Source organism: Streptomyces sp. NPDC085900 (assembly GCF_044540925.1).
Taxonomy (GTDB): Bacteria; Actinomycetota; Actinomycetes; order Streptomycetales; family Streptomycetaceae; genus Streptomyces; species Streptomyces gilvifuscus.
In genome coordinates this window covers 305,694-318,810 of record NZ_JBITSP010000010.1, presented here as the reverse complement: position 1 = coordinate 318,810, position 13,117 = coordinate 305,694, and the positions used below count along the sequence as shown (strand labels likewise).

13 protein-coding genes are annotated in these 13,117 nt (G+C 71.3%); 11 read left to right on the top strand and 2 right to left on the bottom strand.

Going from position 1 to position 13,117, the window contains the following annotated elements:
- Positions 1 to 13: 13 nt before the first annotated feature.
- The 4 genes from ACIGDI_RS31515 to ACIGDI_RS31500 all read left to right on the top strand — a co-directional run bounded on the left by ACIGDI_RS31515 (position 14) and on the right by ACIGDI_RS31500 (position 6,414).
- Positions 14 to 712 (top strand): SDR family oxidoreductase, encoded by a 699-nt coding sequence (locus ACIGDI_RS31515; RefSeq protein WP_200700207.1) that lies wholly within the window; start codon positions 14 to 16, stop codon positions 710 to 712.
- Between the two features lie 38 nt (positions 713 to 750).
- Positions 751 to 1,707, top strand: a complete 957-nt coding sequence (locus ACIGDI_RS31510; RefSeq protein ID WP_399903851.1) for a methionine synthase — start codon at positions 751 to 753, stop codon at positions 1,705 to 1,707.
- Positions 1,708 to 1,722: 15 nt separating this feature from the next.
- Positions 1,723 to 3,915 carry an NAD-dependent DNA ligase LigA gene (ligA, locus tag ACIGDI_RS31505; protein WP_399903701.1) on the top strand — a complete coding sequence of 731 codons (2,193 nt, stop codon included), beginning with the start codon at positions 1,723 to 1,725 and terminating at the stop codon, positions 3,913 to 3,915.
- 258 nt (positions 3,916 to 4,173) lie between these two features.
- Positions 4,174 to 6,414 (top strand): putative bifunctional diguanylate cyclase/phosphodiesterase, encoded by a 2,241-nt coding sequence (locus tag ACIGDI_RS31500; RefSeq protein ID WP_399903699.1) that lies wholly within the window; start codon positions 4,174 to 4,176, stop codon positions 6,412 to 6,414.
- A gap of 19 nt (positions 6,415 to 6,433) precedes the next feature.
- Here ACIGDI_RS31500 and ACIGDI_RS31495 read toward each other — a convergent pair whose 3' ends face one another.
- The gene (locus ACIGDI_RS31495) at positions 6,434 to 7,015 is read right to left on the bottom strand and encodes a TetR/AcrR family transcriptional regulator (protein ID WP_399903696.1); all 582 of its coding nucleotides are present in this window, start codon (positions 7,013 to 7,015) and stop codon (positions 6,434 to 6,436) included.
- Positions 7,016 to 7,104: 89 nt separating this feature from the next.
- On the opposite strand from ACIGDI_RS31495, the gene ACIGDI_RS31490 reads away from it, so the two are divergent.
- The 6 genes from ACIGDI_RS31490 to gatB all read left to right on the top strand — a co-directional run bounded on the left by ACIGDI_RS31490 (position 7,105) and on the right by gatB (position 11,650).
- Entirely contained in the window at positions 7,105 to 7,476 is a 372-nt protein-coding gene (locus ACIGDI_RS31490) for a DUF4267 domain-containing protein (RefSeq protein ID WP_390626735.1), read from the top strand.
- 35 nt (positions 7,477 to 7,511) lie between these two features.
- Positions 7,512 to 8,003: a cupin domain-containing protein gene (locus tag ACIGDI_RS31485; RefSeq protein WP_399903693.1), complete on the top strand. Its 492-nt coding sequence runs from the start codon at positions 7,512 to 7,514 to the stop codon at positions 8,001 to 8,003.
- 85 nt (positions 8,004 to 8,088) lie between these two features.
- Positions 8,089 to 8,385 carry an Asp-tRNA(Asn)/Glu-tRNA(Gln) amidotransferase subunit GatC gene (gene gatC, locus ACIGDI_RS31480; RefSeq protein ID WP_030231941.1) on the top strand — a complete coding sequence of 99 codons (297 nt, stop codon included), beginning with the start codon at positions 8,089 to 8,091 and terminating at the stop codon, positions 8,383 to 8,385.
- 5 nt (positions 8,386 to 8,390) lie between these two features.
- Positions 8,391 to 9,884: an Asp-tRNA(Asn)/Glu-tRNA(Gln) amidotransferase subunit GatA gene (gene gatA, locus ACIGDI_RS31475; protein ID WP_399903689.1), complete on the top strand. Its 1,494-nt coding sequence runs from the start codon at positions 8,391 to 8,393 to the stop codon at positions 9,882 to 9,884.
- Positions 9,881 to 10,120, top strand: coding sequence for a hypothetical protein (locus ACIGDI_RS31470; protein WP_058923023.1), 240 nt, complete (start codon positions 9,881 to 9,883; stop codon positions 10,118 to 10,120). Before gatA ends, ACIGDI_RS31470 begins: the two co-directional genes overlap by 4 nt.
- A 15-nt stretch (positions 10,121 to 10,135) precedes the next feature.
- A complete protein-coding gene (gatB, locus tag ACIGDI_RS31465) occupies positions 10,136 to 11,650 on the top strand; it encodes an Asp-tRNA(Asn)/Glu-tRNA(Gln) amidotransferase subunit GatB (RefSeq protein ID WP_399903685.1) in 1,515 nt (504 codons plus the stop codon).
- Between the two features lie 57 nt (positions 11,651 to 11,707).
- Here gatB and ACIGDI_RS31460 read toward each other — a convergent pair whose 3' ends face one another.
- Positions 11,708 to 12,505, bottom strand: a complete 798-nt coding sequence (locus tag ACIGDI_RS31460) for an SAM-dependent methyltransferase (protein ID WP_399903682.1) — start codon at positions 12,503 to 12,505, stop codon at positions 11,708 to 11,710.
- 186 nt (positions 12,506 to 12,691) lie between these two features.
- Here ACIGDI_RS31460 and ACIGDI_RS31455 point away from each other — a divergent pair, with 186 nt between their 5' ends.
- Positions 12,692 to 12,988, top strand: coding sequence for a hypothetical protein (locus ACIGDI_RS31455; RefSeq protein ID WP_399903679.1), 297 nt, complete (start codon positions 12,692 to 12,694; stop codon positions 12,986 to 12,988).
- Positions 12,989 to 13,117: the final 129 nt, after the last annotated feature.

Here is a 13,117-nt window from a genome sequence, read left to right as displayed (position 1 = left end):
GGCGGGTGCGAGCATGGCGGGCATGGCTACACATGTGATCACCGGGGCGGGCTCCGGCATCGGCGCGGCCGTCGCCCGCCGCCTCCACGCGCGCGGGGACGAACTCGTGCTGCACGCGCGCGACGCGGGACGCGCGAAGGAGCTGGCGGCCCGGTTCCCGGGCGCGCGGACGCTGGTGGGGGATCTCGCCGACCCGGACAAGCTGTCCTGGGCGTTCTCGCACCAGTCGCTCCCGGACCGCGTGGACTCGCTGCTGCACATCGCCGGCGTGGTCGACCTCGGCCCGGTCGGCGAACTCACCCCCAAGTCCTGGCGGCACCAGCTCAACGTCAACCTGATCTCGCCGGCCGAACTGACCCGCCACTTCCTGCCCCAGCTGCGGGCCGCCCGCGGGCACGTGGTGTTCGTCAACTCCGGCGCGGGTCTCACCGCCCACGCCGACTGGTCCGCGTACGCCGCCTCCAAGCACGGCCTCAAGGCCCTCGCCGACTCCCTGCGCCACGAGGAGCACGGCAACGGCGTCCGCGTCACCTCCGTCTACCCGGGCCGCACCGCCAGCCCCATGCAGGCCAAGGTCCACCAGCAGGAGGGCAAGGAGTACGACGCCGCCCGGTGGATCGACCCCGAGTCGGTCGCCACGACCATCCTGATGGCGATCGACCTTCCCGAGGACGCCGAGGTCAACGACCTGACGGTGAGGCCGGGGCGGTGACCGGCTCCCTGTTCGGCGCGGCCACCGGCATCGGCTCCATGCCCGGCGGTGACGCCCGGGAGACCGCCAAGGCCGTCACCGGCACCTTCGAGGACTTCCCCCACCTGCCCGAGCTCCCCGCCCGCGGCCCCGGCGCGGACATGATCGGCCGCACCGCCGGGATGCTCGTCGAGCTGTACGCGCGGGTGGAGCCCAGCGGCTGGCGGCTCGGGGACCGGCCGGGGCGCGACACCAAGCGGGCGCGGTCCTGGCTCGGCGAGGACCTCGACGCCCTGGAGGAGTTCACCCAGGGCTACGAGGGCCCGCTGAAGGTGCAGGCGGTGGGCCCCTGGACGCTCGCGGCCAACCTGGAGCTGAGGAACGGCGAGGCGGCCCTCGGCGACCCCGGCGCCTGCCGGGACCTGGCCGCGTCGCTCGCCGAGGGCCTGCGGCTGCACCTGGCCGAAATCGGCCGGCGCATCCCCGGCGCACGACTCGTCCTCCAGCTCGACGAACCCTCCCTCACCGCCGTGCTGCGCGGCCAGGTGAGGACCGCCAGCGGCTACCGCACCCACCGGGCCGTGGACCGGCAGGTCGTCGAGGCGACCCTCCGCGACGTCCTCGGGGTGCACGGCGACGGCCCCACCGTGGTCCACTCCTGCGCACCGGACGTCCCCTTCGCCCTCCTGCGAAGGGCGGGCGCGGCGGCGGTCTCCTTCGACTTCTCGCTTCTCACCGAGCGTGACGACGACGTGATCGGCGAGGCGGTGGAAGGGGGCACCCGGCTGTTCGCCGGTGTCGTACCGGGCACGGACGGCCGATTGTCGGACCCTGCCGGTAGCGTCATGGGTGTCAGGACGTTGTGGCGCAGGCTGGGGCTGCGGCCGGGGCTTCTCGCGGAGGCGGTCACGATCACGCCGTCGTGCGGACTCGCGGGCGCCTCGCCCGAGTACGCGCGCGCGGTGCTCGCCCACTGCGTCCGGGCGGCGAGATCTCTCGCGGACAACCCAGAGTAACGGGAGGACAACACGGTGGCCGGCGACAAGCAAGCGGAGACGACGGTGCCCGCCGAGGCACGGGAGAAGCACGCGCAGCTCGCTGAGCAGATCGAGGAGCACCGCTTCCGGTACTACGTGAAGGACGCTCCGGTCGTCAGCGACGCGGACTTCGACAAACTCCTGCGCTCCCTGGAGGCGCTGGAGGACGAGTACCCCGAGCTGCGCACCCCGGACTCGCCGACGCAGAAGGTCGCCGGCGCCTACGAGACCGAGTTCACCTCCGTCGAGCACCGCTCGCGCATGCTCTCCCTGGACAACGCCTTCAACGACGAGGAACTCGCCGCGTGGGCCGACCGCGTCGCCAAGGACGTCGGCGGCTCCGCCTACCACCTGCTGTGCGAGCTGAAGGTCGACGGCCTCGCCGTCAACCTCACCTACGAGCACGGCCGTCTCACGCGCGCGGCGACCCGCGGCGACGGCCGCACCGGCGAGGACATCACGCCCAACGTCCGCACGATCGCGGAGATCCCGGACCGCCTCAAGGGCGACGAGGTCCCCGACCTCGTGGAGATCCGCGGCGAGGTCTACTTCCCGATGGAGAAGTTCCTCGAACTCAACGAAAGGCTGGTCGCCGCCGGTGACAAGCCGTTCGCCAACCCCCGCAACGCGGCGGCCGGTTCGCTGCGCCAGAAGGACCCGCGGGTCACCGCCAACCGGCCGCTGCACATGGTCGTCCACGGCATCGGCGCCCTGGAGGGCTTCGAGGGCATGACCCGCCTCTCCGAGGCGTACGACCTGCTCAAGACCTGGGGCCTGCCGACCTCCCGGCACAACAGGGTCGTCGACGGCCTCGACGGCGTAAGGGAGTTCATCGCGTACTACGGCGAGAACCGGCACTCCGTGGAGCACGAGATCGACGGCGTCGTCGTCAAGCTCGACGAGATCCGCCTGCAGGGCCGCCTGGGCTCCACGGCCCGCGCCCCGCGGTGGGCGATCGCCTACAAGTACGCGCCGGAAGAGGTCAACACCAAGCTCATCGACATCAAGGTGGGCGTCGGCCGCACGGGTCGCGTCACGCCCTACGCCCAGGTGGAGCCGGTCACCGTCGCGGGCAGCGAGGTCGAGTTCGCCACGCTGCACAACCAGGACGTCGTCAAGGCCAAGGGGGTGCTCATCGGCGACACCGTGGTCATCCGCAAGGCCGGTGACGTCATCCCGGAGATCCTCGGGCCGGTCGTCGACCTGCGGGACGGCAGCGAGCGGGAGTTCGTGATGCCGAGCGAGTGCCCGGAGTGCGGCACGCCGCTCAGGCCGATGAAGGAGGGCGACATCGACCTCCGCTGCCCCAACGGGCGCACCTGCCCGGCCCAGTTGCGGGAGCGGGTCTCCTACCTCGCGGGCCGCGAGTGCCTGGACATCGAGCACTTCGGGGACGTGGCCGCCGCGGCGCTCACCCGTCCGCTGGAGCCGGCCGACCCACCGCTCGTCGACGAGGGCGACCTCTTCGACCTCACGGTGGAGAAGCTGCTGCCCATCAAGGCCTACGTCCTGGACCAGGACAGCGGCCTCCCCAAGCGGGACCCCAAGACCGGTGAGGAGAAGGTCGTCACGGTCTTCGCCAACCAGAAGGGCGAGCCCAAGAAGAACACCCTGGCGCTGCTGGAGAACATCGAGGCGGCCAAGAGCCGCCCCTTCGCCCGGTTCCTCAACGGCCTCTCCATCCGCCACGTCGGCCCGGTCGCCGCGCAGGCCCTCGCCCGCGAGTTCCGCTCCATCGACCGGATCGAGCAGGCTTCCGAGGAGGAGCTGGCGAGCACCGACGGCGTCGGCCCGATCATCGCTGCCGCGCTCAAGGAGTGGTTCGCGGAGGACTGGCACCGGGAGATCGTCCGCAAGTGGAAGGCCGCCGGAGTCCCGCTGGAGGACCAGTCGTCCACCGAGGACGAGGGTCCGCGCCCCCTCGAGGGCCTCACCGTCGTCGTCACCGGCACCCTGGAGAACTTCACCCGCGACGGCGCCAAGGAGGCGCTGCAGACCCGCGGAGCGAAAGTCACCGGTTCCGTTTCGAAGAAGACGTCCTTCGTCGTCGTGGGTGACAATCCTGGTTCGAAGTACGACAAGGCGATGCAGCTCAAGGTGCCTGTGCTCGACGAGGACGGCTTCACCGTCCTGCTGGAACAGGGACCGGAGGCGGCGGCCGAAGTTGCGCTTCCGACAGAGGAGTAGCGGTTGAAGGCCACCTGTTCGGCGCATACCAGATGCATACGGGTGGCCGGGGTCATTCGGGCAACCGTCTGCGACCGCTGCCCGTGGAAGCCTTCTGCGGCCTACTGTTGAGATGTGCGCCTGCCGTGCCCAGCTGCGGTCGGGGCATCCCCGTGCTCCTGGTGGGCAAGGGGAAGGGTTTTCCAACGCGGCGCCGTGGATGGATGTCGGGCATCGGGCCGCGTGGCGTGGGCACCGCCGGCTGTGAGAGGGACGGGAATGGAACCGACCGAGAGCGCCGCCCCGGACTCACGGCTGCGCCGACGCCGGGTCACCGGTGCCTGGCTGCCGAGCCGGTGGACCGGGCGGCCGTCGGAGCGTCCGGGCGCGGAGGGGCGCGGCACCGGACAGTACACCGTGACGGACGTCCGCGGCGTGCCCCCGCTCACCGGCGGACACCCGCCCTCGCCCGCGGACGGCACCGACCCCGAACGGCACCTGTCCTGGCCGGCGCTGCCCGCGACGGTCGTCTCGGCCGCCGCGTTCGTCCTGGGCGCCGGGTTCTACCAGGCGTTCACCGGCACGCACGCACTGTTCCCCTCCGGCACGGTCGGCTGGTCCCTGGCCGTGCTGACCGGCATCATCGTCGGCCACCTGGTGATGCTCGGCCGCTCCCGCTGGTGGGGCGGCACGGGCTCCGGCGCCGCCCTCACCCTCGCCGTCCTGATGCTCTACGGCTGGGTCGCGGCCGGCATGGTCAGCCTCACCGTCGTCGTGCTGGTCGGCATAGCCAGGCGGGGACGCTGGAGGGCCGGCGTGCTGCACGGCTCGGTCGACATCCTCGGCATCGGCGCCGGCGCCCTCGTGCTCGGCGCCTTCGGCCGGGTGCCGTCGGTCGAGACGCCGTGGAACCCCGACACCTGGACGGTCTACACCGCCCCCGAGGTCGTCCTGGTCGCCACCGCCTACCTCCTGGTCACCCGCACCCTGCTGTGGTACCTGCACGCACCGCGCGGCGGACTGCCCACCGTCGCCCGCACCGCCCTGGTCAGACAGGGCCTGGTCGCGGTCGCCCTGCTCGGCATCGCCCCGCTGGTGTGCGTGGTCGCGGTCGCCCAGCCGGTGCTGCTGCCGCTCTTCGCCATCCCGCTGATCGCCCTCGACTCCACCCTGTGGATCGCCCGGGCGCGGGCCGAGGAGCAGCTGCGCGACCCGCTGACCGGACTGCCCAACCGGCAGTGGCTGCTGGAGCGGATCTGGACCGCGCTCGACGACGCCGAGCGCATCGGCGCCCGGTCCGCCCTGATGCTCATCGACCTGGACCGCTTCCGGTCCGTCAACGACACCCTGGGCCACCTCGCCGGTGACCGGCTGCTGCTGCAGATAGCCGACCGGCTGCGGGTGGCACTGCCGCGCGGGGCGGAGGCCGCGCGGCTCGGCGGCGACGAGTTCGCCGTTTTACTGCCCGTCGCCGACTCCACGACGTCCGCGACCCGGGTCGCCCGCGGCCTGGTCACCGCGCTCAGCTCCCCGCTCGACCTCGACGGACTCACCCTCGTCCTGGAGGCCAGTGCGGGCGTCGCCGTCTTCCCCGACCACGCCCTGGACGCGGAGGGGCTGCTGCGGCGGGCGGACGTGGCGATGTACCAGGCGAAGCGGGACCGTACGGGCGTGGAGGTGTACGAGTCCAAGCGGGACTCGAACACGCCGGACCGGCTGGGGCTGCTGGGCGATCTGCGGCGCGCGCTGGACGCGCACGAGGTGCAGCTGCACTACCAGCCGAAGGTCCGCTTCGACGGACAGGTGGCGGGGCTCGAGGCGCTGGTGCGGTGGGTGCACCCCGAGCGGGGGAAGGTGCCGCCGGACGAGTTCATAGCGATAGCCGAGTCCTCGGGGCTGATGCCCCATCTCACCGAGTACGTGCTGGAGACGGCGCTCGGGCAGGTGGCCGAGTGGCGCTCGCAGGGCCTGTACGTGCCGGTGGCGGTCAACGTCTCGCCGCGCGATGTGCACACGCCCGGGTTCGCGGGCTCGGTGGCCGCGCGGCTCGCCCGGCACGGGGTGCCCGCGGGGGCGCTCCAGCTGGAGATAACGGAGCACGTGCTGCTGGAGGACCCGCAGCGGGCCGCGGACACGCTGGCCGCGCTGACGGCGCACGGCGTGAAGATGTCCCTGGACGACTTCGGCACGGGCTACTCGTCCCTGGTCCACCTGCGCCGGCTCCCGGTCAGCGAGCTGAAGATCGACCGGTCCTTCGTGGCGCGGCTGGCCGTCGACACCGAGGACGCCGAGATAGTCCGCTGCACGGTCGACCTCGCCCACTCGCTCGGCCTGCTGGTCGTCGCGGAGGGCGTGGAGGACGACGAGACCTGGGAGCGGCTGCGGGACCTCGGCTGTGACGCCGTACAGGGCTGGCTGGTGGCCGCGGCCATGCCCCCCGAGGAGACCACGGCATGGCTGCGCGCCCGCGGCTCCCGCGGCTGGCAGCGGCCACGGGCCGCCCTGCCGGCGGCCGAGTAGCCCCGGCCCCCGGCGCACCTCAGAGTGCGGCCGTGAAGTGGCCGATCAGCAGGGCCAGTCGCTGGTCGTGGGCCCGCTCCGGGAGCCGGCCGCTGCGCATCAGCGTGACCAGGCCGTGCAGTCCCGCCCAGTAGGTCTCGGTCAGCAGGCCGATGTCCTCGCCCTCCGCCGCGATCGGCTCCACCACAGCGACCAGCTCCCCGAACGCCTCCTGCAGCGGTGCCGGGGCCTCCGGGGTGGCGAACGGCAGGTCCACCGCGTGGGTGAACATCGCGTCGTACAGGGCCGGCCGCCGGCGTCCGAAGGACGCGTACGCCTCGCCCACCGCCGCCAGCGCCTCGCGCGGGCCCTCGGCCGCCGTACGCGCCGCCCGTAGCTCCACCGCCAGGTCCGCGCAGCCCTGTACCGCGACCGCCGCCATGATCGCGTCCTTGCCCTTGAAGTGGCTGTAGAGGACGGGCTGGCTGTACTCGATCTCCGCCGCCAGGCGGCGGGTCGTGACCGCGTCCCAGCCCTCGGCCTCCGCCAGCTCCCGCGCGGCCGTGACGATCAGCCGCTCGCGTTCCGCTCGTTCGCGCTCCCGGCGCGTCTGAATCGACATGCCAGAAATTCTAGCAGTGCTAGCGCTTCTGTCGATGCTCTGCTAGCGTCGATCGTGTTCCTAGCGCTGCTAGCAAAAGGAGAACCGTCATGACCGTGGCCGCCTACACCCTGGCCGTCCTGCTCGACCTGTTCTGCCTGTTCCTCGGCTACCGCTTCCTGTTCCAGCCCGGCCCCTCCGCGGCCGGTTACGGCGTCCCGGCCGACCCCGCGGGCGACGCCGGCGCCTACCTCACGATCAAGGGGCTCAGGGACGGCGCCCTCGGCGTCGCCGGCCTCCTCGTACTGGCCTTCGCCGGCGCGCACGCCGAGGCCTGGTTCATGGTCGGCGTCGCCCTCATCCCGTTCGGCGACACCCTGATAGTCCTGCGCAACGGCGGCGCGAAGGCCGTGGCCTTCGGGATCCACTTCGCCACCGCGATCGTTGTACTGATCAGCGCCGGACTGCTCTTCGCGGTCTGACGGCGTCCGCAGCGAGACACAGGGGGAACCGAGACATGTCGCTGTTCGTGCCGAAGTTCGACGAAACCGTGCTGGTCCGCGACGCCGAGGCCGAGGTGGTCGGGGGAGACCCCGTCGCCGTGCGGCTGCTGGCCGACAGCAGCGCCAGCGGCGGCGCGCTGTCCACCGTGCGCGTCACCCTCGCCGAGGGCGCCGACGGAGCCCGTCCGCACGTGCACCACAACTCCGCCGAGATGTTCTACCTGCTCGACGGCGCCGCCGAGGTCCTCTCCGGCGACGACGTCGTCACCGCCGAGCGCGGCGACCTGATCATCGTCCCGCCGGACCGGCCGCATGCCTTCTCCGCCGCCCCGGGCGCCACGGCGGACCTGCTCATCGTCATCACGCCGGGCGTGGAGCGCTTCGAGTACTTCCGCCACCTCCAGCGCATCCGCCTCGGCGAGGCCACGGTGGAGAGCCTCCTGGAGGTCCAGGAGCTCTACGACAACCACTTCCTGAAGAGCGAGGCCTGGGACGCCCGACGGTAAGCGAGGGAAACCGTTTAACGGCCCAAGCCTTCAGCCCCCTAGGATTGGGCCCAAACCACACACACTCACCCCAGAGGAACGCTGCATGCCTGGCATCACGCGCGAGGAGGTCGCCCACCTCGCCCGGCTGGCGCGTCTGGAGCTGAAGCCCGAAGAGCTCGAACACTTCGCGGGACAGCTGGACGACATCATCGGCGCGGTCGCCCGCGTCAGCGAGGTCGCCGACCAAGACGTACCGCCGACCTCGCACCCGCTCCCGCTGACCAACGTCATGCGGCCGGACGAGGTCCGTCCCTCGCTCACCCCCGAGCAGGCGCTCTCCGGCGCCCCGGCCCAGGAGCAGCAGCGTTTCAAGGTGCCGCAGATCCTGGGGGAGGACTGATCACGATGACGGACATCATCAAGCTCACCGCCGCCGAGACCGCCGAGAAGATCGCCTCCGGCGAGCTGACGGCCGTCCAGGTCGCCGAGGCCCACCTGGCCCGCATCGAGGCCGTCGACGAGAAGGTGCACGCCTTCCTGCACGTCGACCGCGAGGGCGCCCTGGCCCAGGCGCGCGCCGTGGACGCCAAGCGCGAGCGGGGCGAGAAGCTCGGCCCCCTCGCCGGCGTCCCGCTGGCGCTGAAGGACATCTTCACCACCGAGGGCATTCCGACGACCGTCGGTTCGAAGATCCTCGAGGGCTGGATCCCGCCGTACGACGCCACCCTCACCAAGCGCCTCAAGGCCGCCGACGTCGTCATCCTCGGCAAGACCAACATGGACGAGTTCGCCATGGGGTCGTCGACGGAGAACAGCGCCTACGGCCCGACCGGCAACCCCTGGGACCTCACCAAGATCCCGGGCGGCTCCGGCGGTGGCTCCTCCGCCGCGCTGGCCGCGCACATGGCGCCGCTGGCCATCGGCACCGACACCGGCGGTTCCATCCGCCAGCCGGCCGCCGTCACCGGCACGGTGGGCGTGAAGCCGACCTACGGGGCGGTCTCCCGCTTTGGCATGGTCGCCTTCTCGTCCTCCCTCGACCAGGGCGGCCCCTGCGCCCGTACGGTCCTGGACGCGGCCCTCCTCCACGAGGTCATCGCCGGCCACGACCCGCTGGACTCCACCTCCATCGACGCCCCCGTCCCGCCGGTCGTCGAGGCCGCCCGCAACGGCAGCGTCGAGGGCATGCGCGTCGGCGTCGTCAAGCAGTTCCGCGGCGAGGGCTACCAGGCCGGTGTCATCCAGCGCTTCGACGAGTCCGTCGCCCTCCTCAAGGAGCTGGGCGCCGAGATCGTCGAGCTGGACTGCCCGTCCTTCGACCTCGCGCTGTCGGCGTACTACCTGATCGCCCCCTCCGAGTGCTCGTCCAACCTCGCCCGCTTCGACGGCCTGCGCTACGGCCTGCGGATCGGCGACGACGGCTCGCACTCCGCCGAGGAGGTCACCTCCCTCACCCGTGAGGCGGGCTTCGGCCCCGAGGTCAAGCGCCGCATCATGCTCGGCACGTACGCCCTGAGCTCCGGCTACTACGACGCCTACTACGGCTCCGCGCAGAAGGTCCGCACGCTCATCACGCGGGACTTCGAGAAGGCCTTCGAGCAGGTCGACGTCATCGTGTCGCCGACCACGCCGACCACCGCCTTCGCGATCGGCGAGCGCGCCGACGACCCGATGGCGATGTACCTGGCCGACCTGTGCACCATCCCGACCAACCTCGCGGGCAACGCGGCCATGTCGCTGCCCTGCGGTCTGGCCCCGGAGGACAACCTCCCCGTCGGCCTGCAGATCATCGCCCCGGCACTGAAGGACGACCGGCTCTACAAGGTCGGCGCCGCCGTCGAGGCCGCCTTCGTGGAAAGGTGGGGGCACCCGCTCCTGGAGGAGGCTCCGTCGCTGTGAGCAAGCTGTCCAAGGCCAAGGACTTCAAGAAGTCCAAGTCCGGCACGTACCTGTCCATGGCCACCACTGCCTTCGGCGCTGTCGCCGTCGTCAAGCAGATCAAGAAGGCCCGACTGGAGAACGACACGCTGCGGCTGATCGACGCCACCGTCTCCGCCGCCGCGATCGTCACCGGCCTCGCCATCCTGTACCGCGAGCTGAAGCGGCTGGGCGACGACGACGTCCTGCTGGGCTGAGAGGGAAGTTTCACCGTGACCACCACGACCGACCTGGTGTCGTACGAGGACGCGCTGGCGTCGTACGACCCCGTCATGGGCCTCGAGGTCCATGTCGAACTCGGCACCAAGACCAAGATGTTCTGCGGGTGTTCCACCGAACTGGGCGCCGAGCCCAACTCGCAGACCTGCCCGACCTGCCTCGGCCTGCCCGGCGCGCTCCCGGTCGTCAACGCGATCGGCATCGAGTCGGCCATCAAGATCGGTCTCGCGCTGAACTGCGAGATCGCCGAGTGGTGCCGCTTCGCCCGGAAGAACTACTTCTATCCGGACATGCCGAAGAACTTCCAGACCTCCCAGTACGACGAGCCCATCGCCTTCAACGGCTACCTCGACGTGCAGCTGGAGGACGGCGAGACCTTCCGCGTGGAGATCGAGCGCGCCCACATGGAGGAGGACACCGGCAAGTCGACCCACGTGGGCGGCGCGACGGGCCGCATCCACGGCGCGTCGCACTCGCTGCTGGACTACAACCGCGCCGGTATCCCGCTGATCGAGATCGTCACCAAGCCGATCGTCGGCGCGGGCGAGCGCGCTCCCGAGGTCGCCCGGGCGTACGTCCGTGAGCTGCGCGAACTCATCAGGGCCCTCGGCGTCTCCGAGGCCCGCATGGAGATGGGCCAGATGCGCTGCGACGTGAACCTGTCGCTGCGCCCGCACGGCACCGAGAAGTTCGGCACCCGCTCGGAGACGAAGAACGTCAACTCGCTGCGGTCCGTCGAGCGTGCGGCCCGCTTCGAGATCCAGCGGCACGCGGCCGTGCTGTCGTCCGGCGGCACGATCGTGCAGGAGACCCGGCACTTCCACGAGGACACGGGGTCCACGACCTCGGGCCGGGTCAAGGAGGAGGCCGAGGACTACCGGTACTTCCCCGAGCCGGACCTGGTACCGGTCGCCCCGTCCCGCGAGTGGGTCGAGGAGATCCGCGCCGGGCTGCCGGAGCTGCCGCTGGCCCGCCGCAACCGGCTGCTCGCCGAGTGGGGCATCTCCGCCACCGACATGCAGGCGATCCTCAACGCCGGTGCGCTTGACCTGATCGTCGCCACGATCGACGCCGGGGCCGACGCCGCCTCCGCCCGCAAGTGGTGGATGGGCGAACTGGCGCGCAGCGCCAACGAGTCGGGCAAGGCGCTGGAGGAGCTGGCGATCACCCCGGCGCAGGTCGCCCGGGTCACCGAGCTGGTCGCCAAGGGCGACCTGAACGACAAGCTCGCACGCCAGGTCATCGAGGGCGTCCTCGCGGGCGAGGGCACCCCGGACGAGGTCGTCGACAAGCGCGGTCTGAAGGTCGTCTCCGACGAGGGCGCCCTGACCGCCGCCGTCGACGAGGCCATCGCCGGCAACCCGGGCGTCGCCGACAAGATCCGCGGCGGCAAGGTGGCCGCGGCCGGCGCCCTGGTCGGCGCGGTCATGAAGGCGACCCGCGGCCAGGCCGACGCGGCCCGCGTCAAGGAGCTGATCCTGGAGAAGCTGGGCGTCAGCGAGGGCTGAGGGACAGTCACAGGCGGTACGGCCCCGGAGGCATGGTCTCCGGGGCCGTACGGCATTCTACCTACGGCGTCCCACGACCCGGACGAACCCCAGCGCGCGGCCCTCGTCCACGCGCACCATCTCGCCGACCCGGCGGGCCATCGTGCGGTGGAACTCCTCCGGGCTCTCCTCGGCGACCACCTCGCACCACAACAGCCAGTCCTTCCAGCCGTCCTGAAGCCAGTCGGCCGTCTCCACCTCGACGGCGCCGCCGCGGGTCCAATGGCGGCGCCACCAGTCGGCGGAGTGGAAGCACCAGAAGTCGGGCTCCCACCAGGGCCGCAGATGCTCCGGCGGCTCGGTGCCCGTGATTTCGTCGCGAAGTGCAGGTACGACGACGCCGATCCGCCCGCCGGGCTTCAACAACCGGGTGAGAGTGGGCAGATAGAGGTCGTCGGTGCCGAAGTACTGGTACGCGTCGATGGACACGATCGCGTCGAAGCCGCCCTCCGCGAAGGGCAGATCGTGCGCCTCCGTGTGCACGGGCAGCACCCGGTCGGCGAAGCCCGCCTCGGCGATGCGGCGGGCGTTGTCGTCGGGCTTGACCCACAGGTCGGCGGCGGTGACCTCGGCGTTGAACTCCCTGGCCAGGAAGACCGAGGTCATCGCCCGGCCGCAGCCGAGGTCGAGGACGCGCGCGCAGGGGCGCAGGGCGTCCAGGCCGAGGGCGGGGGCCAGCCACTCCAGCAGCCACAGGGCGTTCGGGCCCATCTGGTTGTCGACGACCCAGCGGGCGTTGTAGCCGCTGCTGCGCGGGTAGAGGGGGTGGTTCAGGCGGTCAGACAGGTCGTCGTTCGTGGTCCTGGTGTCGGACATCGGTGAACGGGCTCCTTGGGATCTTCGTAGTGGAAGTCGATGCGTAGGAGCTCGGTCGGACCTTCAAAAAATGCACCCGCTTCGGTCGTCGGCGAGGGGCCGGTGACGGCTGTCCCGCGGAAGCTAACAGGTGCGCGGTTCGCCTCGCAGCCGGTTTCCCGGGCGGACGCGCTACGCTCGCCCGCCATGAGCGGACGAGATGATTCCGAGATACGGGACGTCGAGGACGACATGGCCTACGACGCCCGCCGGGCCCGCTGGACGGCGGCCGGCACGGGCACGCTGCTGACCCTCGCCGGGCTGGCCGCGGCCCTGCTGCGCCTGACCGGCTCCGCCCCGGCCCTGGTGCCCGGCGCCTACGGCTTCGGCGCCGCCGTGTGCGCGCTCGCCTCGGTGCTGGGCTCCCGGGGGCACACCCGGCGCGCGCTGTGGTTGCTGGTCGCCGGGGTGATGGTGATGGCGCTGGGAGATCAGTTCGACTAGGTGACAGAGTGTTCGTTACTGTCCTGTGATCTGCCTCCCACTCTTGTGAACAAGGCCATCAATCACATAAACGATCACATCTGCCTGCAAATATGGACCCCGCATTGCTCATGTGTTCTTTGCGGGCTG